This is a genomic window from Variovorax sp. W2I14 (assembly GCF_050435205.1).
In the GTDB taxonomy this organism is placed as follows: domain Bacteria; phylum Pseudomonadota; class Gammaproteobacteria; order Burkholderiales; family Burkholderiaceae_C; genus Variovorax; species Variovorax paradoxus_C.
In genome coordinates this window covers 4,277,533-4,299,792 of the sequence record NZ_JBNDJX010000001.1, presented here as the reverse complement: position 1 = coordinate 4,299,792, position 22,260 = coordinate 4,277,533, and the positions used below count along the sequence as shown (strand labels likewise).

At 67.9% G+C, this 22,260-nt stretch carries 21 protein-coding genes; 7 read left to right on the top strand and 14 right to left on the bottom strand.

Annotation, left to right across the window (positions count from 1 at the left end; translation table 11 throughout):
* Positions 1-48 precede the first annotated feature (48 nt).
* Genes QF040_RS20270 through QF040_RS20245 form a run of 6 tightly spaced genes read right to left on the bottom strand, consistent with a single transcriptional unit; the run spans position 49 to position 5,929 of the window.
* On the bottom strand, positions 49-1,005 hold the full coding sequence (locus tag QF040_RS20270; protein ID WP_013543649.1) for a phosphatidate cytidylyltransferase: 957 nt from the start codon (positions 1,003-1,005) through the stop codon (positions 49-51).
* Positions 1,002-1,727 (bottom strand): lysophospholipid acyltransferase family protein, encoded by a 726-nt coding sequence (locus QF040_RS20265; RefSeq protein WP_013543648.1) that lies wholly within the window; start codon positions 1,725-1,727, stop codon positions 1,002-1,004. The genes QF040_RS20270 and QF040_RS20265 overlap by 4 nt, the downstream gene beginning before the upstream one ends.
* On the bottom strand, positions 1,724-2,164 hold the full coding sequence (locus tag QF040_RS20260) for a hypothetical protein (protein WP_429612546.1): 441 nt from the start codon (positions 2,162-2,164) through the stop codon (positions 1,724-1,726). Before QF040_RS20260 ends, QF040_RS20265 begins: the two co-directional genes overlap by 4 nt.
* Entirely contained in the window at positions 2,157-3,512 is a 1,356-nt protein-coding gene (locus QF040_RS20255; protein WP_429612545.1) for a phosphatase PAP2/dual specificity phosphatase family protein, read from the bottom strand. The genes QF040_RS20260 and QF040_RS20255 overlap by 8 nt, the downstream gene beginning before the upstream one ends.
* Complete coding sequence (locus QF040_RS20250) at positions 3,509-5,275, bottom strand: bifunctional alpha/beta hydrolase/class I SAM-dependent methyltransferase (RefSeq protein ID WP_429612544.1); 1,767 nt, start codon at positions 5,273-5,275, stop codon at positions 3,509-3,511. The genes QF040_RS20255 and QF040_RS20250 overlap by 4 nt, the downstream gene beginning before the upstream one ends.
* Positions 5,276-5,314: 39 nt before the next feature.
* Positions 5,315-5,929, bottom strand: coding sequence for a CDP-alcohol phosphatidyltransferase family protein (locus tag QF040_RS20245; protein ID WP_429612543.1), 615 nt, complete (start codon positions 5,927-5,929; stop codon positions 5,315-5,317).
* Between the two features lie 85 nt (positions 5,930-6,014).
* On the opposite strand from QF040_RS20245, the gene ruvB reads away from it, so the two are divergent.
* Complete coding sequence (ruvB, locus tag QF040_RS20240) at positions 6,015-7,079, top strand: Holliday junction branch migration DNA helicase RuvB (protein WP_307649148.1); 1,065 nt, start codon at positions 6,015-6,017, stop codon at positions 7,077-7,079.
* Positions 7,080-7,085: 6 nt separating this feature from the next.
* Positions 7,086-8,051: a CDF family Co(II)/Ni(II) efflux transporter DmeF gene (gene dmeF, locus QF040_RS20235; protein WP_429612542.1), complete on the top strand. Its 966-nt coding sequence runs from the start codon at positions 7,086-7,088 to the stop codon at positions 8,049-8,051.
* A gap of 111 nt (positions 8,052-8,162) precedes the next feature.
* On the opposite strand, the gene QF040_RS20230 is transcribed toward dmeF, so the two are convergent.
* Positions 8,163-9,908 carry a lysoplasmalogenase family protein gene (locus QF040_RS20230; RefSeq protein WP_429612541.1) on the bottom strand — a complete coding sequence of 582 codons (1,746 nt, stop codon included), beginning with the start codon at positions 9,906-9,908 and terminating at the stop codon, positions 8,163-8,165.
* A 356-nt stretch (positions 9,909-10,264) separates the two neighbouring features.
* Between QF040_RS20230 and QF040_RS20225 the strand changes: the two genes are divergently transcribed.
* Complete coding sequence (locus QF040_RS20225; protein ID WP_307601376.1) at positions 10,265-11,134, top strand: UDP-2,3-diacylglucosamine diphosphatase; 870 nt, start codon at positions 10,265-10,267, stop codon at positions 11,132-11,134.
* A gap of 15 nt (positions 11,135-11,149) precedes the next feature.
* Here QF040_RS20225 and QF040_RS20220 read toward each other — a convergent pair whose 3' ends face one another.
* Positions 11,150-11,398, bottom strand: coding sequence for a hypothetical protein (locus QF040_RS20220; protein ID WP_429612540.1), 249 nt, complete (start codon positions 11,396-11,398; stop codon positions 11,150-11,152).
* 269 nt (positions 11,399-11,667) lie between these two features.
* On the opposite strand from QF040_RS20220, the gene QF040_RS20215 reads away from it, so the two are divergent.
* Together QF040_RS20215 and QF040_RS20210 are read left to right on the top strand one after the other, a co-directional pair.
* A complete protein-coding gene (locus QF040_RS20215) occupies positions 11,668-12,771 on the top strand; it encodes a CaiB/BaiF CoA transferase family protein (RefSeq protein ID WP_429612539.1) in 1,104 nt (367 codons plus the stop codon).
* Positions 12,772-12,809: 38 nt separating this feature from the next.
* A complete protein-coding gene (locus QF040_RS20210; protein WP_429612538.1) occupies positions 12,810-13,958 on the top strand; it encodes an acyl-CoA dehydrogenase family protein in 1,149 nt (382 codons plus the stop codon).
* Between the two features lie 35 nt (positions 13,959-13,993).
* Here the strand turns inward: QF040_RS20210 and QF040_RS20205 are convergent, their stop codons facing one another.
* The 3 genes from QF040_RS20205 to QF040_RS20195 all read right to left on the bottom strand — a co-directional run bounded on the left by QF040_RS20205 (position 13,994) and on the right by QF040_RS20195 (position 18,145).
* Positions 13,994-14,374, bottom strand: a complete 381-nt coding sequence (locus QF040_RS20205; RefSeq protein ID WP_429612537.1) for a hypothetical protein — start codon at positions 14,372-14,374, stop codon at positions 13,994-13,996.
* Complete coding sequence (locus QF040_RS20200) at positions 14,371-15,195, bottom strand: AP2 domain-containing protein (RefSeq protein WP_429612536.1); 825 nt, start codon at positions 15,193-15,195, stop codon at positions 14,371-14,373. Before QF040_RS20200 ends, QF040_RS20205 begins: the two co-directional genes overlap by 4 nt.
* Positions 15,196-15,412: 217 nt before the next feature.
* The gene (locus QF040_RS20195) at positions 15,413-18,145 is read right to left on the bottom strand and encodes a LuxR C-terminal-related transcriptional regulator (protein ID WP_429612535.1); all 2,733 of its coding nucleotides are present in this window, start codon (positions 18,143-18,145) and stop codon (positions 15,413-15,415) included.
* A gap of 107 nt (positions 18,146-18,252) precedes the next feature.
* Here QF040_RS20195 and QF040_RS20190 point away from each other — a divergent pair, with 107 nt between their 5' ends.
* Both QF040_RS20190 and QF040_RS20185 read left to right on the top strand, forming a co-directional pair.
* Positions 18,253-19,035 (top strand): SDR family NAD(P)-dependent oxidoreductase, encoded by a 783-nt coding sequence (locus QF040_RS20190; protein ID WP_429612534.1) that lies wholly within the window; start codon positions 18,253-18,255, stop codon positions 19,033-19,035.
* Positions 19,036-19,070: 35 nt separating this feature from the next.
* A complete protein-coding gene (locus tag QF040_RS20185; RefSeq protein ID WP_429612533.1) occupies positions 19,071-20,249 on the top strand; it encodes an acetyl-CoA C-acetyltransferase in 1,179 nt (392 codons plus the stop codon).
* 150 nt (positions 20,250-20,399) lie between these two features.
* Here QF040_RS20185 and QF040_RS20180 read toward each other — a convergent pair whose 3' ends face one another.
* The 3 genes from QF040_RS20180 to QF040_RS20170 all read right to left on the bottom strand — a co-directional run bounded on the left by QF040_RS20180 (position 20,400) and on the right by QF040_RS20170 (position 22,249).
* Positions 20,400-20,882: a hypothetical protein gene (locus QF040_RS20180; protein ID WP_429612532.1), complete on the bottom strand. Its 483-nt coding sequence runs from the start codon at positions 20,880-20,882 to the stop codon at positions 20,400-20,402.
* Positions 20,883-21,066: 184 nt separating this feature from the next.
* On the bottom strand, positions 21,067-21,798 hold the full coding sequence (locus QF040_RS20175) for a ubiquinone/menaquinone biosynthesis methyltransferase (RefSeq protein WP_429612531.1): 732 nt from the start codon (positions 21,796-21,798) through the stop codon (positions 21,067-21,069).
* Positions 21,799-21,802: 4 nt separating this feature from the next.
* A complete protein-coding gene (locus QF040_RS20170; RefSeq protein ID WP_429612530.1) occupies positions 21,803-22,249 on the bottom strand; it encodes a hypothetical protein in 447 nt (148 codons plus the stop codon).
* Positions 22,250-22,260: the final 11 nt, after the last annotated feature.

Sequence of the window (22,260 nt, the reverse complement as noted above, 5' to 3'; positions counted from 1 at the left end):
GCTCTGCTTTCGCTGCCGGTTTTGCAGCCTTTTTGGCAGCCGCCGCGCTCACGGCACCCACCAATAGCGCAGCGCGTGGAAGTAGATCGGTGCCGCGAAGATCACCGAGTCGAGCCGGTCGAGCATGCCGCCGTGGCCTTCGATCATCGAGCCCCAGTCCTTCACACCGCGGTCGCGCTTGATGGCCGACATGACCAGCCCGCCGAAGAAGCCCATCAGGCAGATCGTGAGCGCCATCAGCGCGGCCTGCCACGGGTTGAACGGCGTGGCCCAGTAGAGCGCGGCGCCCAGCGCGGTGGCGCTCGCCACACCGCCGATCAGGCCTTCCCAGGTCTTGGAAGGCGAGAGTTCCGGCGCCACCTTGCGCTTGCCGAGCAACTTGCCCCACACGTACTGCAGCACGTCGCTGCCCTGCACCACGATCACCAGGAAGGCGATCAGCAGCAGGTTGCGGCCCTCGAAGCCCGGAATCTGCAGCGTGAGCAGCGCGGGCACGTGGCTGATGCAGAACACGCACACCATCAGGCCCCACTGGATTTTCGAGGTGCGCTCCAGAAAGCGCTGCGTGTCGCCCCCCATCGTCGCCAGGATGGGCAGGAGCAGGAAGGCGTAGACCGGGATGTAGATCGAATAGAGCCCGTACCAGTCGATCCAGATCAGGAAGTACTGGCCCGGCAATGCGACGAAGAAGGCCAGTGCGATGGCCCCGTGGTCGCCGCGCCGCGTATAGGCCAGGCTGATGAACTCGCGCAGCGCGTAGAACGAGATCAGGTAGAACAGCACGATCACGCCGCCCTTGCCGAGCGCGAAGGCCACGCCGATCACCGCCACCATCACCCACCACGCATTGACGCGCGAGTTGAGGTTGTCGATCACCGAATGCGGTTGGCCGTGCGCCACGCGCCACTTGAGCAGGGCGCCGATGGCCGAGGCCAGCACCAGCACACCGAAGACGCCGCCGAAGAGCTTGAGCGTGGTCCAAGCGAAAGGAGACAGTTCGATCATGATGCGGCGCCCTCGGCCTTGTCGTTGCGGTCGTATTCAGGGCGCAGGTCGAGCATGGCTGTTCGCGCGCGGGCGATGAAGGTGTTCTTGTCTTCGCCTTCTTCCAGCTTGATCGGCGTGCCGAAGCGCACCGTGCAGGCCAGCGGAATCGGCACCAGCGTGCCCTTGGGCAGCACGCGCTTGAGGTTCTCGATCCACACCGGCACCAGCCGCACGTTGGGGCAGGCGCGGGCCAGGTGAAAGAGACCGCTTTTCAGCGGCAGCAGGATCTCGTCGCCGGTGTTGCGCGTGCCTTCGGGGAACATGATGAGCGAGTCGCCGCCTTCCAGCGCGTCCTTCATCTGGTCGACCGGGTTGCCGCCCTGGCCCGAGCCGTCGCGCCGGATCATCAGCGCGTTGAACACGTCCTTGCCGATGAAGTTGCGCAGCTTCGAGGCTTCCCAGTAGTCCTGCCCCGCAACCGGCCGCGTGAGCGCGCGCAGGTCGGGCGGAAGGGTCGCCCACAGCAGCACGAAGTCGCCGTGGCTCGTGTGGTTGGCGAAGTACAGCGTCTGCTCGGCCTTGGGGCTGGTGCCCGACCAGATCGCGCGCACCCCGGTCAGCAGCCCGGCCGCGCCGATGATCAGCTTGCCCGCGACGATGGCCAGCCCGCGCCGCAGCGCCGTGCTTTCGGGCGCCTGGGCGGGCGCGCTGTCGTTCTTGTTGTTGTCTTCTTCGTTCAAGAGATGTCCTGTGTCATCAAGGCAAGGAGAAACATGGCGCTCTGGCACGCGACCACGATGGCATGGCGCTGCATGAGCTGGCGGGTGCCCTGCACGCGATCGTCGAGCGGCCGTGTGGACGGCGGCGGCGACGCATTGCGAAGGCCCAGGCGGTCCAGCGCGCGGTCCAGGGCGTCCAGCGAGGCGATGGTGCCGCGCGCCAGGTCGCCGAACAGCGTCTGGTCCAGCCGCAGCCGGAACGCGAAATAGCGCTCGAGCACGCCGAGGATCACGACTGCGCCGAAGCCCATGGCGGGCGTGGTCGGGAGCGAGCGCAGCGTGAGCGCGAGCACCAGCGCCGCGATGCATGTCAGCGCGAAGCCCCAGATCGCCAGCACCGTGAAGGCGCGCAGCAGTCCGGCGAGTGCGGCGCAGGTGGCGCGGTCGTTGTCAGTCATGGGGCGGCGCCTTCGGTATGACTTCCAGGGTTTTCAGCGGCGCGAGCGACAACCGCCATGCGGGCCGCAGCACGATCTGCGGCCGGGCGCGGCGCACCGCGTCCTCGGCCTGCGCTATTCCGCCGGTCGACCCGTAGCGGCCCAGCCAGGCGATCACCGCCGCGGCGCTGCGCGAAAAGCCGAGCGCGCAACAAACCCACACCGGCGCACCATCGGCGTTGCGGCGCTGGCCTTCGATGACCGCGGCCGCGCGCTGCAGGCGAACCGTCGGCGGCACCGTCAGGTCGAGCAGGGGCACGCAGCGCGCGTGCGGCACATCGGCCGGCATCTGCAGCTCGGCGCAAAGACTCACGAGCCGCGGCTTGCCGGCAGCGAGCCATTCGGCGTGCGTGGGCCGCCGGCCGAGCCGCAGGCCGGGCACCACCTCGACCGAAGCGGGCAGCTTGCGCGTCCAGAGCCAGGCGTTGATCGCGGCGCCGAGCCGGTAGGGCGCGAAGATCCAGCGCGCCGCCCAGCCCATGCGGCCGCGTCCATTCATCTGGAAGCCGCGCGCGCCGAAGCCGATGTAGTTGAGCGCCACGAAGGCGAACGATGCGGCTGGCCATGCGAGCCACAGCCACACGCCGCCGCCGTACAAGGCCGCGGCGAGAAACAGCACCGCACCCACCGCATAGAACCCGGCGAGCTTCCATCGCTGTGCATCGCGTGTGACCTGCCAGGCGCGCCGCATCGACACCACGCGCTCCAAAGGCCAGAGCCACACGCACACCAGCCCGAGCAGCGCGCCGGTCGGAATGTCGATGAAGTGGTGCTGCCACGTCGTGAGCACCGATGCGCAGATCGCGAACGCCCACACATGCAGCACCAGCCGTGCCCACAGCGGGCGGATGAATTGCCGGTACCAGTCCCAGAGGATCACGGCGAGTGCGATGTGCAGCGACGGCGCCTGGTTGAACGGTTGGTCGAAGCCACGCAGCGCATTGAAGAGAAACGCCGGCGCGCCGTCGACCGGCGGCTGCCCGAAGCTGAAGTGCAGCGGCCAGACGATGAAGCAGGTGCAGGCGATCAAGGTCGCGGTAACGAGCCGCAGCGCATGCCGGTCCAGCGTGTGCTTGCTGGGCGCGAGGAACAGCGACAGCGCGTAGAACACGTTGATCGTCCAGTACGGAAAGATCGTCCACGGCCAGAACGGCACTTGCCGTTCCCAGTCGAAGGCCATCGACGGCACGTTCGCCCGCGTGGTGGCCCACCAGTTGGCGAAGCCGTAGGTCGCGTAGAACAGCGGCCCGAGGATCACCAGCCATGCGGCTGCGCGCTTCCACGGTCGCTGTTCGAACCAGGCTTTCATCTGCCGGTGCGCACCGCCAGCGATACCGTGAAGATCCCCCACTCATCGACCCGCTGGTCGATCTTGCGGAAGCCCGCTTCCTCCACCAGCTGGTCCATCTCGACCTGCGTGCGGCGGCGCATCACCCAGGCCTCGCCCTGGCGGTGGCTGGTGAGCGCGCGCGCGATCATCTCGAGCTGCGGATGCCACGGCTGCCCGGTGTAGACGAGGTAGCCGCGGTCTTCCACCGCATCGCCCACGCCGGCGAGCGAGCGCTGCACCATCTCGTTGTCGGGGAAGAGTTCGTACAGGCCCGACACCACCGCCAGCGTGGGCCGCGGCGTCACCGTGGCGAGGCTGATGCGGTCGAAGGCATCGGCCTGCACGAACTGCGCGGTGTCCTGCAGCCCCTTCTCGGCGATGAGGGCGCGGCCGTCGCGCACGTTGATGTCGCTGTAGTCGCGCAGCAGGATCGAGGCGGCCTTCACGGGGCTCGCGAGCACCGCGTCGAGCACGTAGCGGCCGTGGCCGGCGGCGATGTCCATCACCCGCACCTCGCGGTGCATTTCGGCCAGGCGCTCCATCGCGATGCGGATCAGTTCCTCGACGTGGATCTTGCGCTGCCGGATGCCGCGCCAGCCGATCGAGTTGAGGTACGTGTTGTCGATGTTCCGGCCGAGCGGGCCCTTGCCTTCGGGATGGTTGCGGTAGACGTAGTCGAGCGTGCTGCCCGAGTCGAAGCCGGTCTTGTGGCCGAGCGCGATGCCGCTGGAGAGCTTGCCGCCGATTTGCAGCCCGCCACGCGTCAAGGCCCAGTAGGCGCCGCGCGGCGACAGGGGCGAGAGCGGCTCGGCCAGCGCGCGCGATTCGTCGGCCGTGTCGCCGGCGAGGTGCGCCGCGGTGCGGTCGACCGGCACGGCCGGCGCGTCGAAGCGCTGCAGGATGAATTCGCGGATCTGCGCCACGGCCGGCGCACGGTCTTTTTCGCCCAGCGTGTCGTGGAAGAAGCCCGGCAGTTCGGTCTTGGTCTTCACGGCGCTCCCCAGCCGCTCGAAGAACTGGTGCTGCGGCTTGTGATGCACCACCCAGTCGGCGCCGGAGATCAGCAGTTGAACCGGCAGCGTGATCGCGTTCGCGTCGGTCACCACGCGGTCGGCCGCTTCATAAAGGCCCAGCAGGATGTTGACCGCGATGGGCCGCGAGATCAACGGATCGCTTTCGTAGCTCGCGATGCGCTCCGGGTCGTGCGTGAGGAACTTCGCCTTCACATAGCTGTTGACGAAGAAGAGACCACGCAGCTTGTGCATCAGCCCGAGCCCGGCGCGCGCGAAGGGCACGTAGAGCTTCACCTTGAAGGCGGGCGAGGCCAGCGTGAGTCCGCGCACCTTGGGCGCGTAGTCGTGCGCCCAGGTGGCGATGAGCACCGCGCCGACGCTCTGCGCGACGACGTGGATGTCCTGCTCGGCGACGCCGTGTGCGGTGCCGATGTGATGCACGAAGGTCTGCACGTCGCGCACCGAGGTGCCGAAGCTCGGGCTGTAGCCGCGCTGGCCCGGCGAGCGGCCGTGGCCGCGTGCGTCCCAGGCGTAGAAGTCGAAGTCGGGCAGGTCGAGTTCGTCGACCAGGTGCGCCATGCGCGCGCCGTGCTCGTGGCCGCGGTGGAACAGCACGATGGCGCCGCGGCGCACGGCGCCCGTGGCCGGCCAGCGGCGATAGAAAAGCGATTCGCCGTCGTGCGTCTGGAAATGAAGCTCTTGGGCTGTGCGTGAAGTGATGTCGGTCATTGAATCCCTGTCGATATCTGTCTGTTTGTAGGTATGTGTTCAGCGGCCGGCGGCATCGGCTTCGGCCAATGCGCGGCGAATGCGGTTGACGATGGTCCAGGCCACGAGCACCGCCAGCAGCGGCATCAGCCAGGCCGTCCAGCCCGCGAGCGGCCAGCCCAGCGCCACGTAGAGGCCGAGCGCGCCGAAGACGAAGGCCCGGTCGCTCTTGCCCAGCGGGCCGTCGTAACGGCGCGAGGCGCCCACCGTGGGGCCGAGCGCGCCGGCGAATTCGCTGAGGCCGGCCAGCACGATCACCGTGCCGATCCAGAACGGGCTGAAGGGCGCGACCAGCGCAAAGGGCAGGTAGAGCGCGGCGTCGGAAACCACGTCGGTCAGTTCGTTGAGGAAGGCGCCCAGCTTGCTTTGCTGGTGGTGTTCGCGCGCCAGCATGCCGTCGATGGCGTTGAAGGCCATGCGCAGGAACATCCAGGCCGGTATGAGCCCGAAGGCCGCAAGCGAGGGGGCTGCGAAGAAAAGCCAGAGCCCGAGCGCGACCGAGACGACGCACGCTGCCAGCGTGACCTGGTTGGCCGTGACGCCCATGGCATGCAGCCGGACCACCAGCGGCCGGAGCAGGGCCTGGAAACGCGGCTTCAATTCGTAGATCGACACGTGCTGCCTTCCCCTCGTTCGTTATATGGCCGAAGCATTCTGCCAGTGAAGGGCAGGTACTAAACTCAAGCCCAAACCCCCTCCCATGACCATCCAGACAGACGATTTCGCACCCGCCCCCCAGCGCGTGGTGTCAGCCGCCCCCGCCTCGCCCAACGAGGAGGCCATCGAACGGGCCCTTCGCCCCAAGCTGCTCGACGAATACGTCGGCCAGGCCAAGGTGCGCGAGCAGCTCGAAATCTTCATCGGCGCCGCGCGCAAGCGCAAGGAGGCGCTCGACCACGTGCTGCTGTTCGGCCCGCCGGGCCTCGGCAAGACCACGCTGTCGCACATCATCGCGGCCGAGCTGGGCGTCAACCTGCGCCAGACCTCCGGCCCGGTGCTCGAGAAGCCCAAGGACCTCGCGGCGCTGCTGACCAACCTCGAGCCCAACGACGTGCTCTTCATCGACGAGATCCACCGCCTGAGCCCGGTCGTCGAGGAAATCCTCTACCCCGCGCTGGAGGACTACCAGATCGACATCATGATCGGGGAGGGCCCCGCGGCGCGCAGCATCAAGCTCGACCTGCAGCCGTTCACGCTGGTGGGCGCCACCACCCGCGCCGGCATGCTCACCAACCCGCTGCGCGACCGCTTCGGCATCGTCGCGCGGCTGGAGTTCTACACGCCCGAGGAGCTGGCGCTCATCGTGACCCGCAGCGCCCGCCTGCTCAAGGTGGAAACCGACGACACCGGCGGCTTCGAGATCGCCCGCCGCTCGCGCGGCACGCCCCGCATCGCCAACCGCCTGCTGCGCCGCGTGCGCGACTACGCCGAGGTCAAGGGCAACGGCCGCATCACCGAGGAAATCGCCCACAAGGCGCTCGCGATGCTCGATGTCGATCCGCAGGGCTTCGACCTCATGGACCGGAAGCTGCTCGAGGCAGTGATCCACCGCTTCGACGGCGGCCCGGTGGGCCTGGACAACGTCGCGGCCAGCATCGGCGAGGAGCGCGACACCATCGAGGACGTGATCGAGCCCTACCTCATTCAGCAGGGCTACCTGCAGCGCACGCCGCGCGGGCGCATCGCCACGCTGGCAGCCTACCGGCACCTGGGCGTGACGCCGCCTTCGAGCCGTTCGGACGGACAAGACCTTTTCGGAGTTTGAAGACCCATGCACACCCATGACCTGAGCGCCTGGCAGCACGACCACCAGTTCGGCGCCGGCAACGCCTCCGCCGAGCGCAGCACGCGCCTCGTGATGTGGATTACCGCCGCGATGATGGTGATCGAGATCGGCGCTGGCTGGTGGTTCAACTCGATGGCGCTGCTGGCCGACGGCTGGCACATGAGTTCGCACGCGCTGGCCATCGGCCTGAGCGCTTTTGCCTATGCGGCCGCGCGCCGCTATGCACGCGACCCGCGCTTTGCGTTCGGCACCTGGAAGATCGAAGTGCTCGGCGGCTTCGCGAGCGCGCTGCTGCTGCTCGGCGTGGCGGCGCTGATGGTGGTGGGCTCGCTGGAGCGGCTGTGGTCGCCTTCCGCGATCCACTACCCCGAGGCGATTTCGGTGGCGGTGCTGGGGCTGGTGGTCAACCTGGTCTGCGCGCGGCTGCTGGGTGGCACGCACCATGACCATGGGCACGATCACGGACACCACCAGCATGGTCACGCTCACGACGATCACTCGCACGAGCACGGCCACGACCTCAACCTGCGCTCCGCCTACCTGCACGTGGTCGCTGACGCCGCCACCTCGGTGCTCGCCATCGCGGCGCTGCTCGGCGGCTGGTTCTACGGCTGGGCCTGGCTCGACCCGGCGATGGGCATCGTCGGCGCGGTGCTGGTCGCCAGCTGGGCCCGGGGCCTCTTGAAGGAAACCGGCAAGGTGCTGCTCGACCGCGAGATGGACCATCCGGTCACCGAAGAAATCCGCGAAGGCGTGGAGACCACGCTGGCCGATTCGGAAACCCGCGTGGCCGACCTGCACGTCTGGCGCGTGGGGCGCGATGCCTATGCCTGCGCGCTCACGGTGGTGACCCACTCGCTCACGCTCACCGCCGACGAGGTGCGTGCCTGCTTCTCGATGCACGAGGAGATTCGCCACTCGACGGTGGAAATCCAGCGCTGCGCGGATTAGGTTTTTGCTCCTTCCCCCTCTGGGGGAAGGTTGGGATGGGGGCAGCAGAGCGCCCGATGGATCCGCCGCTTGCCCCCACCCCAGCCCTCCCCCAGCGGGGGAGGGAGCCAGTCAGGCAGAGGGGCAGCGAACGTGCCGCACGATCAGCATCTGCGCCGCGTAATAAGTCGCCAGCACCCACAACTGCGCCAGTGGCAGCGGCGAGACAAAGCGATTGGTCGCCAGCAGCGCATCGCTCAGCATGAAGAAGCACGCGCCCACCGCCACCCACACCGCTGACGGATCGGCTGCACGCAGCACCGCCGCCCGCCCGATGGCCTGGGCCGCCATGCAGGCGATCACCACCACGTAGACCCCGACCGGAATGCGCAGCGCAGGCGGCAGCCCGCCCTGCCAGAGAAACGCATACATCCCCGCGCCGATCAGGAGCGTCGCCGCCAACACCGCGCGGCGCGGGAACATGCCCACGCCGATGCGAAACAGCGCGATGTACGTCAGGTGCGCGAGCAGGAAGCAGATGAGCCCGGGCACGAACAGCGCCGCAGAACCCATCAGCAGCACGTCGCCTGCCAACGAGGCGGCCAGCCCTGCCAGCAGCAATCCGTCGAAGCCTGTCACACCGCCCGCCTTCATCGCACGCCGCGTGGCGAAGACGATGGCAATCGACAGCGCCAGCGGCTTGCAGATGTGATGCAGCCAGTCGATGCCCAACGCCGCGCTCGCCGTCGCCAGCGCCGCGGCCTCGATCAGCAGCACTTCGGTGACCGACAGCCGCCCCTGCAGCACCGCCCCGATGGCCCAGAGAACAGAAGTCAGCGTGGCCAGCCACACGGCCGCCTGCCGCATCGGCATGTCGTCCGAGAACCAAAGGAAGACCACCACCCCGCCCAGCATCAGCAAGAACTGCACGCCCGCGAACCACTGCACCGCGTGACTCACGACAGGCTCGTAGCGCGTGACCTTCGCGATGTCGAACGCTGGCTTCGGAAAGCGCGCCGCCACGTCGGCCGGCCGCCAGCCGGGCGGCTTGAGCCACACGCGCAGCTTGTCGGCCCAGCTGCGCGCATGCCACGAGTCCTTGGCAAGCGCCCAGTACACCTCGGCATTGGCCCACAGCGGGTCCCAGCTTTTCAGCTCGCCGCGTGTGCCGTAGACGCAGCGTTCATCTTCTTCGCGGAAGGTGCCAAACATGCGGTCCCACACGATCAGCACGCCGCCGTAGTTGCGGTCCAGGTACGTGTCGTTCACCGCGTGATGCACCCGATGGTTCGACGGCGAACAGAACCAGCGGTCGAACCAGCCCAGCTTGCCCACCTGCTCCGTGTGCACCCAGAACTGGTAGAGCAGATCGATGAGCGCCACCACCACGAACACCAGCGGCGGCACGCCGGCCACCGCCATCGGCAGATAGAAGATCCAGCCGAGCAGCGCGCCGCTGGAGGTCTGCCGCAGCGCGGTCGACAGGTTGTAGTGCTGGCTCTGGTGATGCACCACGTGCGCCGCCCACAGCACCGCCGACTCGTGGCCCATGCGGTGCAGCCAGTAGTAGCAGAAGTCGTAGAACACCAGCGCCAGCAGCCAGCCGTACCAGGTGGTCCAGAAGTCGCTGGCCGCCTCCTTCGGAAAGAGCGCCACGGCCGAATACACCGCGGTGTAGATGCCGATGCGCAGGAGCCCGGTGAGCACTGCGCTGATCTGGCTCAGCATGCCGAGGCCGATGCTGTTGACCGCATCGGCCAGCCGGTAGGTGTCGTGCCCCGTGCCGCGGCGCGCCCGCGCGCGACCCACCGCGAATTCGATCGCGATCAGCAGGAGGAACAAGGGGGTCGCGAGAACGATGATCTGGCCAGGTCGCATCGCGCGATTGTGGCGTTGCCGGGCCTGTTGATGCTATTTCCGGCGTCGCGTTGGCTGTCCAAGGGGCTGGCTGCAAGGCGCCCAAGCGCAACAAGGCTTTGCCTTGCAAGCGCGGGCAACGCCGCAGACGGCCCCTTGGACAGCCAACCCTGCGGGAAGGTATGCCAGGGCAGCCCACTCTGCGTTGCGCTCCTTGCGTGTGCATATGCACACGCGGCGTCGCGCGCCTTGATTGGCCCGCCCTGGCATACCTTCGCCACGCCGGAAATAGCATCAACAGGCCCTGGGCCACGCGTCACCGGGATGTCACGGGTGTGCCATCGCGGCGTCATGCGCGGGTGGGAGCCTACCCGTCCATGCAACGCGACGACGCTTTCCTTCGCGCATGGCGCGACACCGCGACCGGGACTCCTGAGCCGGAGGACGACGATCGCCAGCGTCCACCGCTGCAGTTCCGCACCCTCTGGATCTCCGACCTGCACCTGGGCACGCCCGGCTGCCAGGCCCGTGCCCTGCTCGACTTTCTGAAGCACACCGAGTGCGAGACCCTGTTCCTGGTCGGCGACATCATCGACGGCTGGCAGCTCAAGCGCCACTGGTACTGGCCGCAGGCGCACAACGACGTGATCCAGAAGCTGCTGCGCAAGGCGCGCAAGGGCACGCGGGTGATCTTCATTCCGGGCAATCACGACGAGTTCGCCCGCAAGTACCTCAACCACAACTTCGGCGGCATCGACGTGGCCGACGAATGGATCCACGAGACCGCCGACGGCCGCAAGCTCTGGATCATTCACGGCGACCTGTTCGACGGCGTGATCCAGTGCGCCAAGTGGCTCGCCTACGTGGGCGACTCGCTCTACGAATTCACGCTCAAGCTCAACCGCCACCTCAACTCGCTGCGTGCGCGCATGGGGCTGCCGTACTGGTCGCTCTCCAAGTACCTCAAGGGCAAGGTCAAGCGCGCAGTGAGCTACGTCGGCGATTTCGAGAACGCCGTGGCGCGCGAGGCCCGCAAGCGCGGCGCGCAGGGCGTGGTCTGCGGCCACATCCACCATGCCGAGATGCGCGACATCGACGGCATTCTTTATTGCAACGACGGCGACTGGGTGGAAAGCCTCACGGCGCTGGCCGAGCATGCCGACGGCACGCTGGAAATCATCGACTGGGCCGAGCACATGCCGGTGCCGTCGAAGGCGACGCCGGTGCGGGAAGCTGTCAGCGCCTGAGCCGGCGAGCCGAATTCAGCCGCGGCGCGTCGGGCCCTTGGCTGAGGGGGTGAGGTGCTCCCGCCAAGCATCGTAGTGCCGCCACATGCTCTTGTTCATCTCGTCCATCCACAGCCACCAGTTCAGCGCGAGCTTCTCCGGGTCGTGGGCGTTGACGGACAGCGATGCGGCCAGCGCAGTGCGGGCCGGCGGATCGGGCAGTTCGTAGTCGCACAGCCGCTCGACGCTGGCGTGCGAGAAACCGGGTGTGGTGGTCGCGTGCATGGTGCTCTCCATCGAGCGCAGCGCATTCTCTGGCGCGTAGGGCCTCCCGGCTGGTAATTCTGCGTGGTTGCCAGGCGGCCCCGGAGAGGGCTATCCCGGGTGCGCGCGCGAACTACGGAATCCGGTGAATCTTCGTCCGATCCGGTCGGCTTCATGCGCGCCTGCCGGAGGGAGACACAGAAGGAGCCTGCAACCGCATTCGTCGCTTTGGACGATGCACCCCCGCCGCCCCCGCGCCAAGATGCCTCCCAACACAGGAGACACAGACCATGGCAGGTCCATTGCAAGGCCTTCGGGTGATCGAGATGGCGGGCATCGGCCCGGGGCCGTTCTGCGCGATGCTCTTTGCCGACATGGGCGCGGAGGTGGTCCGCATCGAGCGCCCCGGCACGCGCACCGCGCCGCACGACATCCTTGCGCGCGGGCGCAGCACGCTGCAGATCGACCTGCGCGCGGAAGGTGCGGCCGGGAACGTGCTCGACGCCATCGCGAAGGCCGACGTGCTCATCGAAGGCTTTCGCCCCGGCGTGATGGAGCGCCTGGGCCTCGGACCGGCCGAATGCCATGCGCGCAACCCGCGCCTGGTCTACGGCCGGATGACCGGCTGGGGCCAGCACGGCCCTCTCTCGCATGCGGCGGGCCACGACATCAACTACATCGCCATCAGTGGCGCGCTGCACGCCGTCGGCCGCGCGGGCGAGCCGCCGGTGCCGCCGCTCAACTACGTGGGCGACTTCGGCGGCGGCGCGATGCTGCTGGCCTTCGGCATCCTCGCCGCGCTGCACGAGGCCAAGGGCTCGGGCCAGGGGCAGGTTGTCGATGCGGCGATGACCGACGGCGCGGCGCTCCTGTCTTCGATGATGTACGGCTTCAAGTCGACCGGCATGTGGAGCAACCAGCGCGGCGAGAACATGCTCGATGGCGGCGCGCACTTCTACGACACCTACGCCTGCGCCGACGGCAAGTACGTGGCCGTGGGCGCCATCGAGCCGCAGTTCTACGCGCTGCTGCGCGAGCGCTGCGGCATCGCCGACGACACCGCCTTCGATGCCCAGATGGACGCCGACCGCTGGCCCCTGCTCAAGCTGCGCATGGCCGACCTGTTCCGCACCCGCACGCGCGACGAATGGTGCGTGCTGCTCGAAGGCAGCGACGCCTGCTTCGCGCCCGTGCTCGACTGGGACGAGGCGCCGGCGCACCCGCACAACGTGGCGCGCGGCACCTTCGCGAACGTCGGCGGCGTGGTGCAGCCCGCGCCCGCGCCGCGCTTCAGCCGCACCGCGCCCGTGATGCCGCCGGCCACCGCGCACGACGACGGCGAGGCCATGCTCCGCCGATGGGGCGCGACAGTCGCACCCGTCGCGGCCGGCTGAGCGCGCCTGCACAAAACAAACAAAAAAGGAAAACACCCATGCCCATCGACTTCCGCCGCTCCTGGAGCGATGAAGACCTGGACCTCTACCGCGACAACGTGGTGCGCTTCGTCGAAACCGAAGTGCTCCCGCACGATGAAGAGGCCCGCAAGCGCGGCCACGTCGGCCACGAGGTCTGGCGCAAGGCCGGCGCGCTCGGCCTCCTGTGCGCCGACATCCCCGACGACTACGGCGGCGCCGGCGGCGACTTCCGCCACGAGGCCGTGGTGTACGAGGAGATGTCGCGCCGCGGGCTCACCGGCATGGCGACCTCGGTGCACGCCATCGTGGCGCACTACATCCTCAACCACGGCACCCAAGAACAGAAGCAGCGCTACCTGCCCCGCATGGCGAGCGGCGAGATGGTCGGCGCCATCGCCATGACCGAACCCGGCGCCGGCTCCGACCTGCAGGGCGTGCGCACCCGCGCCGAGAAAAAAGACGGCGGCTATCTCATCAACGGATCGAAGACCTTCATCACCAACGGCTACCTCGCCGGCCTGGTGCTGGTCGTGTGCAAGACCGACCCTGCGCAGGGCGCCAAGGGCACCTCGATCCTCATCGTCGAGACCGAGGGCTGCAAAGGCTTTCGCGTGGGCCGCGTGCTCGACAAGATCGGCATGAAGGCGCAGGACACCTCCGAGCTCTTCTTCGACGACGTGCGCGTGCCCGCCGATGCGCTGCTCGGCGGCCAGGAGGGGCAGGGCTTCTTCCAGTTGATGAGCGACCTGCCCTACGAGCGCACCATCATCGGCGTGAGCGCGCTCGCGGCCATGGAAGGCGCCTACGAGGCCACGCTCGACTACGTGCGCGACCGCAAGGCCTTCGGCAAGCCGATCGCCGAGTTCCAGAACACCAAGTTCAAGCTCGCCGAAATCGCCACGCAGATCAAGGTGGGCCGCGCTTTCATCGACCGCTGCGTCGAAGACCTCGTGGCCGGCCGGCTCGACACCGCCACCGCCTCCATGGCCAAGCTCTGGGGCACCGAGGCGCAGGGCCGCGTGATGGACGAATGCCTGCAGCTCTTCGGCGGCTACGGCTACATGAACGAATACATGGTCGCGCGCATGTACGCCGATGCGCGGGTGCAGCGCATCTACGGCGGCACCAACGAGATCATGAAAGAGGTGATTTCTCGGGCGCTGTGAATGCCCGGCCGCGCATTGACCAATTAACCAGCTGACTAAGTCAGCCGGCGGATTTCAGCCCGCGCGATTTCGCGGTGATGGTACGAAGGCGAGATGCCGATGAACCGCGTGTAGCGCTCCACCGCGGCCACCGTGTTGCCCGTGTCTTCCAGCTCCAGCGCTTCGAGCATGAACTGGGTGAAGAGCTTGTTGGCGTCGGCCTCGCGGTCGGACGCCGCCAGCGTCTTGGGCCGCAGCTCGGGCCGCACCGCGAAGATCTTGCGCTGCACCTCCATCACCTCGAGGAGCGCGCGGCCGATGCCCTCGATGTTTTCGGGGATCGGCTCCAGTTGCGTGTCGCGCACCTCCGTGGCGGCCTGGTCGAGCAGATGCGAAGCCACCCGCAGCAGCTGATGAAGGGGTTTGAGGTTCGTCATGGCCGGGCCGTCTGGCCGCCGGCCCTGTGCTGGAAGGAGAGTTCGGGCAGTAGTGCCTGCGACGGTGCTTGCGGCTGCGGTTGCTGCCGCTCCTGTGCATCCTTGAACTTCTGTTCGAGCTGGCGCGTGCGTTCGGCAATGGCGAGGCTCTTGGCCATGTCGTAGCCGTGCTCCTTCACCGAGAAGGCCTTGCACACGCTGCCCTTGCCCGCGGTGAACGTGGTCGCCAGCCAGTAGCCCGGATGGCCGGCGTTGGGCATCTTGAACTGCACCCCGCTCACGCCGCTGGAGTTGGTGATGCGCGTGATTTCGGACTTGGAGCGCTTGGTGACGCGCGGCCCCGGCGGCTGCAGTGTCAGGCCCTGGCGGATCGCTTCTTCGGCCGGATGCAGCCGCGCCAGTCCCGACATGCGGGCCAGTTGCTTTTCGCGCTCCTCGATGGCGAGCGCCAGCGCCCCGCCGCCCATCGCATCGACCGGAAAGTCGGTGCGCAGGATCTCGTCCTGCCCGATGTAGGTTTTAGCGACCCATGCCCGCACCCGGCCGCCGGACGCGACCTGGCAAAAGACGCCGGAGACGCCGGTCGTGTTGTTGGCCCGCAGCTTTTCGGCCCGCGCCCGCCGCGCCACCGGCGGCACGCTGCGCACGACCTCGTCGCGCCAGTCCTGCGCCTGCAGCAGCGCCTGCTCCAGGCCGCCGTAGCTGGCCTTGCCGAATTGCCGGTAATAACGGGTGCCGTTGCGCACGAGCGAGACTTCGAAGCCCCAGGGGCGAGGGGCGATGCCGTACATGGCGGCTGGGTTGGGGATACCTCTGGGCATTTCGGACGCGCTGCTTTGTTCAGCATTTCTGCTGGGGGCTCCCTGGCGGGCTGGGCTGTTCTGTCGGCCATGCTAGGGATTGCGCGGGGGGGGCGGTATCACCGATTTCCGTAGTACTGAGGCGACTGGAGGGAAGGCCGCAGGGGCGCGCCGGCAGCGCGCAGCCTCGCGGCAACGCTGCGCCATTGCGGCGAAATGGGGTGACGGGACGCTGGAACTACCGAATCACGCCCAGCCGTCGCGCAATCGCCACCGCCTGCGTCCGACTCTTCGCATCCAGCTTCATATTGATATTCCGCAGGTGCGTGCGCACCGTGCTGTCTGACACGAACAATTTCTCCGCCATCGCATTGTTCGAATACCCCTCCGCCAGCAGCTGAAGCACCCGGATCTCCTTGCGCGTCAGCGGCTCCTTGATCGCATCGCCGGCAGCAGGTGCCGCTTCGGCATCAACCGCCGCCATCGGCCCCATCGCCTGCAGCAACCGCTGCAGGTAGTCCGCAAGGATCGGGTCACCACGCGTCGAAGGGGACGTGGCAGCTTCCTGGGCAGCCGCATTCGCATACCGCTGCACCAGCATCCCCATCGCCGGCCCTTCATCCAGGATGAGCCGCATGAATCCTTCCTGGCTCGCCGTCTGCAGCACGGCGCTGATTTCATCGATCGCGGCAGCGACATCGCCTGCGCGTTGCAGCGCCATCGCGCGCAGAACGCGCAGCTTGAGCACGCGGCGATAACGGTTCGATGCGACAGCCGCGTGCATCTCGGCATCGAGCGCCGTCAGCGCCGCGCGCGCATCGCCGAACGCGATCTCCCAGCGCGCCTTCGCCAGCGCCAGGTAGTCTAGGTCGTGCGCGGGCAGGCGCTGGCGCCGCTCGCGTTCCCACAGTTCCGGATCGTCTGCACGCAACAACTCGTCGCGTGACGCGGGCCCGTTGCCCTGCAGCAGCAACATGCGCGAGCGCTCCAGCTTCGCGCCGGCCACCACGCGCGGCAGTTGCCGGTGGTGCCCGAGGTATTCGAGCTCGGTCAGCGCCTGCACGGCCGCGTCGATGTCGCCCGCATGGAACGCGATGCGCGAGCGCATCACGTGGCTCAGGATCATGTGGTCCGGCAGGCCCACGTCGCGCGCGAGCGGCAGGTACACGTTCAACAAGTGATCGGCCTGCGGCAGCTGGTTCGATTCGTACACCACGCCGGCGTACAGCACGCCGGCCCAGGCGTTGCCGTGGCTGTGGTTGTAGGACACGGCATGCGTCGTATCGACGGCCATGCGCAGCCGCGCGGTCGCCTGGCGCAGCCGGCCTTCGTGCAGGTCGAACAAGCCCGCGAGCGACTCGGTGTACATGCGGTTGAAGGTGCTGTTGCCTTGCTCCCGACGCGCGGCATCGAGCAGGCGCTGCGCTTCGCGCTGGTCGCCGCGCACCGCGAGGATGTGCGCCATCGCGTTGAGCAGCACGCTGTCGGCAAACGCGAGGCCGGTCGGCAGCCGTGCAAGGCAGGGGCCGCCGACTTCATACGCCTCGTCGTGCCGGTCCTGCATCGCGAGCAGCAGCGGCACGAGGGTGTGCGCACTCGCGCGCACTGCGGGGATCTCGCTGTCGAGGCAGCCCGATTGCTCGAGCATCTGCATCGCCTCCCACGGCCCGTGGGTGAAGCAGGTGGCCCACAGCGCGATGGGTTGCAGGAACGGGTGCGCGCGCAGCTGGTGCTCCGGAATCGCGGAGAACCAGCGCGCGAGCATGCGCATGCGGCCCTGTTCGAGGAACTGCCCCGCGTAGCTGTCGAGCAGCGTCAGCGCATGCGGGTGGTCGCCGCCTTCGATGGCGTGGTCGATGGCAGGAACGGGCCGGTCGTGCGATTCGTACCAGCCGGAGGCCGCCAGGTGCAGCCGCTCGATCTCGCCGGGTTGCTCCCGCGCCAGTTGCGCACGCAGGAAGTCGGCGAACAGGCTGTGATAACGCCACGCGCGGCCGTCGCCGCTCACGGGCGTCAAGAAAAGATTGGCCGCGGCCAGTTGCTCCAGGATGGCCGCGCAGTCGATGCGCTGGTTGAGCGCCTGGCACACCGAGGCGTCGAGCTGGCGAAGGATGCTGGTGCGCAGCAAAAAGTCGCGAATCTCCTTGGGCTGGTGCGCGAGCACGTCTTCGGCGAGGTACTCGGCCACGGCGCGGTCGGAGCCCGAGAAGCGTTCGACAAAACCGGTCTCGGTGCCGTGCCGCTCCAGCGCCATCGACGCGAGCCAGAGGGCGGCCACCCAGCCTTCGGTCTTGCGGTGCAGTTGCGAGAGCAGGTCGGCCGGCAGTGTTTGCAGGCCTTGCGATGTCTGCTGCGAAGCGTGGGCCTGCCGCAGGCCGAAGAAGGCGCTGGTTTCCTCCAGCGTGAAGCGCAGGCGGTCGGTGTCGATTTCCATCAACTGGCCGCGCGCGCGCAGCCGGCCGAGGCTGAGGTCGGGCAGGCTGCGCGAGCCGATCACGATCTGCCCGCGGCGCGGCAGCTGCTCGATGATCTCGCGCACGAGGCCGAGCACGGCGGGCTCCTGGACCACCTCGAAGTCGTCCAGAAAGAGCGTGAAGGGCGCGTCGTGCGCGGCCAGTGCGGCGACGGCGTCGAAGGGACCGTTGGTGCGGGGCTCCTCCACGCCCAGGCGCTGCGCGGCTTCGGCCAGGCAGTTGAGAAAGCGCGAGACGTCGTTGTCGGCGCGATCGAGCGTGAGCCAGGCGGTGGCGGTGCCCTGCGCCTCCATGCGCTCGCGGATCTGCGCCATGGCGGTGGTCTTGCCGAAGCCGGCCGGTGCGCGCACGAGCACCAGCTTCGCGCCGGCCGCGGCAATCGCCTCGCCGATGGCGGTGCGCGGCACCTGCGTGGCCACGAAGGCGGGCGGGTTGAGCTTGGTCTCGAGAATCCTGGGGGAGGACGGGGGAGGAAGAGAAGAAGCAGGAGAAGGCATCGCAAACGGGGAGTGAGCGCCTTGAAATTCCGTCGCTTCCGACGATTCCGGCGGGTGATTCTGCTGCCTAAACTGGTTTTCGAACAACCTTCCGGAGACACCCCAAGATGCAACTCGATGCCAGTATTTCCGCCGTCGTGACCGGCGGCGCCTCGGGCCTGGGCGCCGCCACCGCGCGCCGCCTGGCCGGCCACGGCGTGAAGGTCGCGCTGTTCGACCTCAACGCGGAGCAGGGCGAGGCGCTCGCCAAGGAGCTGGGCGGCGTGTTCTGCAAGGTCGACGTGACCTCCGAGGAGCAGGTCGACGCCGCCTTCGCCAAGGCCCGCGCGGCGCACGGGCAGGAGCGGGTGCTGGTCAACTGCGCTGGCACCGGCAACGCGGTGAAGACCGCGAGCCGCGACAAGGCGACGGGCGAGATCAAGCACTTTCCGCTCGCCAACTTCGACCGCATCATCCAGATCAACCTGGTGGGCACCTTCCGCTGCATCGCCAAGTCGGCGGCCGGCATGCTGACGCTCGACATGCTGCAGGACGGCGAGCGCGGCGCCATCGTCAACACCGCCTCGGTGGCCGCGCAGGACGGGCAGATGGGGCAGGCGGCCTACACCGCGTCGAAGGCCGGCATCGTCGGCATGACGCTGCCGATTGCGCGCGACCTGATGAGCGAGGGCATCCGCGTGAACGCGATCCTGCCGGGCATCTTCGACACGCCGCTGCTGCAGGGCGCGCCGGACAACGTGAAGGCGGCGCTCGCGGCCTCGGTGCCGTTCCCCAAGCGACTCGGAAATCCGGCGGAGTACGCGACGCTGGCGGAGCTGATGATCACCAACGGTTATTTCAATGGCGAGAGCGTGCGGCTGGACGGTGCCATCCGCATGGCGCCGCGGTAAGACAATCTTTCGCAAACCAACAACTGGAGACCCGAATGCCCGAAGCCTATATCGTCGCCGCCGCCCGCACCGCAGGCGGCCGCCGCAACGGACGCCTGTCCGGCTGGCACCCTGCCGACCTCGCCGCGCAGGTGCTCAACGCGCTGGTCGAGCGCACCGACGTCGACCCCGCGCAGGTCGAAGACGTCATCATGGGCTGCGTCGGCCAGGTCGGCGAGCAGGCCTCGAACATCGCGCGCAACGCGGTGCTGGCCTCGCGGCTGCCCGAGTCGGTGCCGGCCACCTCGGTCGACCGGCAGTGCGGCTCGTCGCAGCAGGCGCTGCACTTCGCGGCGCAGGCCGTGATGTCGGGCAGCATGGACATCGTGATCGCCGCCGGCGTCGAGAGCATGACGCGCGTGCCGATGGGCACGCCGAACATCCTGCCGATGAAGAACGGCCTGGGCTTCTACGTGAGCCCGCTGATGCAGAAGCGCTACCCCGACATCCAGTTCAGCCAGTTCACCGGCGCCGAGATGATCGCGAAGAACTACGGCATCGAGAAATCCGAGCTCGACGCCTACGCGCTGCGCAGCCACCGAAACGCCATCGCCGCGACGAAGGCGGGCCGCTTCGACGCCGAGATCGTGCCCGTGGCCGCGCGCCTGAACGACGGCACCGAGCCGGGCGACATGCACACCACCGACGAAGGCATCCGCTACGACGCCACGCTGGAGAGCATCGCCGGCGTGAAGCTCATCGCCGAAGGCGGACGCTGCACCGCGGCCACCGCGAGCCAGATCTGCGACGGCGCGAGCGGCGTGATGGTGGTGAATGAGCGCGGGCTCAAGGCGCTGGGCGTGAAGCCGCTCGCGCGCATCCACCACATGAGCGTGATGGGACACGACCCGGTGATCATGCTGGAGGCCCCGCTGCCCGCGACGCAGCGCGCCTTGAAGAAGGCCGGCATGAAGATCGAGGACATCGATCTGTACGAGGTCAACGAAGCCTTCGCACCGGTGCCGCTGGCATGGCTGCAGGCATTGGGTGCCGACCCGGAACGCCTGAACGTGAATGGCGGCGCGATCGCGCTGGGCCATCCGCTGGGCGCCTCGGGCACCAAGCTGATGACCACGCTGGTTCAGGCGCTCGCGCAGCGCGGCAAGCGCTATGGGCTGCAGACGATGTGCGAAGGCGGCGGCATGGCGAACGTGACGATCATCGAGCGGCTCTGAGCGAGGACGGTCGGCGGCCCGCGCGAGAACGCATACGGAATCGCGTTCGATCTTGCCAAAACCGTTCGGGCTGAGCTCGTCGAAGCCTCGCGCGGCGCTTCGACAAGCTCAGCGTGAACGGATCTCTACTCTTTCGAACGCGACCCGGTATCAGGCCTGCCAGGCCTTCAGCGCGGCCCGCAGGCACTCCTCGAAACCACGCTCCACGCGCGACGGATTCACCGACTCGATGCCCAGCGCCTCGTGCGTGACGCCATGCTCGCCCGAGCGCTGGTCATAGGACGACACGTGGTGCACCTGCCGCGTCGCCGCGAAGGCACGCAGCGTGAAGACCGACTCCCGCGAAGCCAGGTCTTCAAGCCTCACACCGGCGACTGGCGAGAAGCGCACGGAGATGTAGGGCTTGTAGGGATTGGCGAGGTCGTCGTCGACTATCGCATCGTGCCGCGAGGCGACGAGGTCGGAGGCGAAGGCGTCGAGCAGCGGCCTCACGCCCGCTTCGACCCGCGTCTTGAACTCCGAGAGAAAGGCTTCGCGCGCGACCTGCGTGTTGATGGCGGCGGCCGCCTTGCTGGCGGCACGCGCGGCGATCGCGGCCTTGTGTTCTTCGATTGCTTTCTTGACCAGCGACATGGGGGAGCTTCAGGTGTCTGCGTTCGCGTTCGCCCGAAGCGCCGAGGGGCGGCGCAGGATCGGGGGCGGGTGGGGCCCAAGTGACTCCAGACGGAAAAATCGGGCGCGGCGACTGTAACGGCGTGGCCCGGCCCGCCAATGGGCAAAGGCAAAAAGTATCGTTTGGCGATACTGAAGGTAGCAGTCAGGCGCGCGGCACTAGGGGCTTGCGCGCGATATGGATCGCGACGATGCCGAGCGACAGCCGCTCGAACGAGACGTCTGCGAATCCCATCTCCCGGAGTTCGGCGGCGAGCCCTTCGGCCGTGGGAAAGTCCTGGATGCCCTTGAGCAGGTAGCGGTAGGCCGAAGCGTCGCCGCCGGTCGCAGCCCATCCGATGACGGGCATGCACACGGCCATGTAGCCGAGGTAGGCGCGGTGAAGCCAGCGCACCGAAATGTTCGACGCTTCCAGCGCGATGAAGCGACCGCCCGGCTTGAGCACTCGAAGCGCTTCGCGCAGTGCCAGCTTGCGCTCGCAGATCTTGAGACCCAGTGAGATGGAATAGAGATCGACGCTGTTGTCCGCGACGTCCGGCATCGCATGCGCATCGAGCACGCGGAACTCGACCGGCACCTTCAGTTGGGCGGCGCGCCGGCGCGCAATCGCGAGCATCTGCGGGCTGATGTCGGTGGCGAGAATCTTCTGGCCCGGCTGCAAGCCCTTGTGCTGCGCCACCTTCAGCACGACGTCGCCCGTCCCTGCTGCGACATCGAGAAGATCGGTCCATGGCTCTTGCGTGATGAGCGCTGCCACTCGCCGCTTCCACAGCCGGTGAATGCCGAAGCTGAAGAGGTCCGACAGCAGGTCGTAGCGTCCGGCGATGCGGCCGAACACGTCGTCTTCTTGTGTATGGAAGTCGGCGGCGTTGTTCATGGGCTCACGCCCCTCGGGAAAACAGCCGGAACGGGGAACTCAGCAAACAGCCGATCCACAGCGATGCGAGCCCATCCGATGCCTCGTCGTGCCAGCCGTGCTTGTCGTCCCAGCGCAGCGCGTCGTCTTCGATCTGCACGCTCCACCTGGCATCGGCGAGCACTTCGCGGCGAATGCGGTTGAGGCAATCGACCCAGTGGCGCGCGCCCTTGTGCATGGCGAAGGGCTTGTTGTCGGGGAGCGCGGTTGCGCCCGAGAACACCTCTTCGCCCTTGGGCCGGGAGGTTTCGTAGAGGGTGAAGCTTTCCCAGTTGAGGCCCTTGCCCGTGTGGGCGTAGCGCTCGATCTCGGCGGTGACCTCGAATGCCTGCACGATCGAATCGATGCGCTGCGTTTCGCTGGGGGTCAGCGGTGTGTCCCGCTTGGCGGTGTAGTAGATGCTGAAGCCCATGGTGCGATGCC

Coding starts and splice junctions, on each gene's coding strand:
- QF040_RS20225 (WP_307601376.1), top strand. CDS start 10,265: ATGCAACGCGACGACGCTTTCCTTCGCGCATGGCGCGACACCGCGACC.
- dmeF (WP_429612542.1), top strand. CDS start 7,086: ATGCACACCCATGACCTGAGCGCCTGGCAGCACGACCACCAGTTCGGC.
- QF040_RS20195 (WP_429612535.1), bottom strand. CDS start 18,145: ATGCCTTCTCCTGCTTCTTCTCTTCCTCCCCCGTCCTCCCCCAGGATT.
- QF040_RS20220 (WP_429612540.1), bottom strand. CDS start 11,398: ATGCACGCGACCACCACACCCGGTTTCTCGCACGCCAGCGTCGAGCGG.
- QF040_RS20270 (WP_013543649.1), bottom strand. CDS start 1,005: ATGATCGAACTGTCTCCTTTCGCTTGGACCACGCTCAAGCTCTTCGGC.
- QF040_RS20200 (WP_429612536.1), bottom strand. CDS start 15,195: ATGCCCAGAGGTATCCCCAACCCAGCCGCCATGTACGGCATCGCCCCT.
- QF040_RS20215 (WP_429612539.1), top strand. CDS start 11,668: ATGGCAGGTCCATTGCAAGGCCTTCGGGTGATCGAGATGGCGGGCATC.
- QF040_RS20260 (WP_429612546.1), bottom strand. CDS start 2,164: ATGACTGACAACGACCGCGCCACCTGCGCCGCACTCGCCGGACTGCTG.
- QF040_RS20190 (WP_429612534.1), top strand. CDS start 18,253: ATGCAACTCGATGCCAGTATTTCCGCCGTCGTGACCGGCGGCGCCTCG.
- QF040_RS20210 (WP_429612538.1), top strand. CDS start 12,810: ATGCCCATCGACTTCCGCCGCTCCTGGAGCGATGAAGACCTGGACCTC.
- QF040_RS20250 (WP_429612544.1), bottom strand. CDS start 5,275: ATGACCGACATCACTTCACGCACAGCCCAAGAGCTTCATTTCCAGACG.
- QF040_RS20175 (WP_429612531.1), bottom strand. CDS start 21,798: ATGAACAACGCCGCCGACTTCCATACACAAGAAGACGACGTGTTCGGC.
- QF040_RS20185 (WP_429612533.1), top strand. CDS start 19,071: ATGCCCGAAGCCTATATCGTCGCCGCCGCCCGCACCGCAGGCGGCCGC.
- QF040_RS20170 (WP_429612530.1), bottom strand. CDS start 22,249: ATGGGCTTCAGCATCTACTACACCGCCAAGCGGGACACACCGCTGACC.
- QF040_RS20180 (WP_429612532.1), bottom strand. CDS start 20,882: ATGTCGCTGGTCAAGAAAGCAATCGAAGAACACAAGGCCGCGATCGCC.
- QF040_RS20255 (WP_429612545.1), bottom strand. CDS start 3,512: ATGAAAGCCTGGTTCGAACAGCGACCGTGGAAGCGCGCAGCCGCATGG.
- ruvB (WP_307649148.1), top strand. CDS start 6,015: ATGACCATCCAGACAGACGATTTCGCACCCGCCCCCCAGCGCGTGGTG.
- QF040_RS20230 (WP_429612541.1), bottom strand. CDS start 9,908: ATGCGACCTGGCCAGATCATCGTTCTCGCGACCCCCTTGTTCCTCCTG.
- QF040_RS20205 (WP_429612537.1), bottom strand. CDS start 14,374: ATGACGAACCTCAAACCCCTTCATCAGCTGCTGCGGGTGGCTTCGCAT.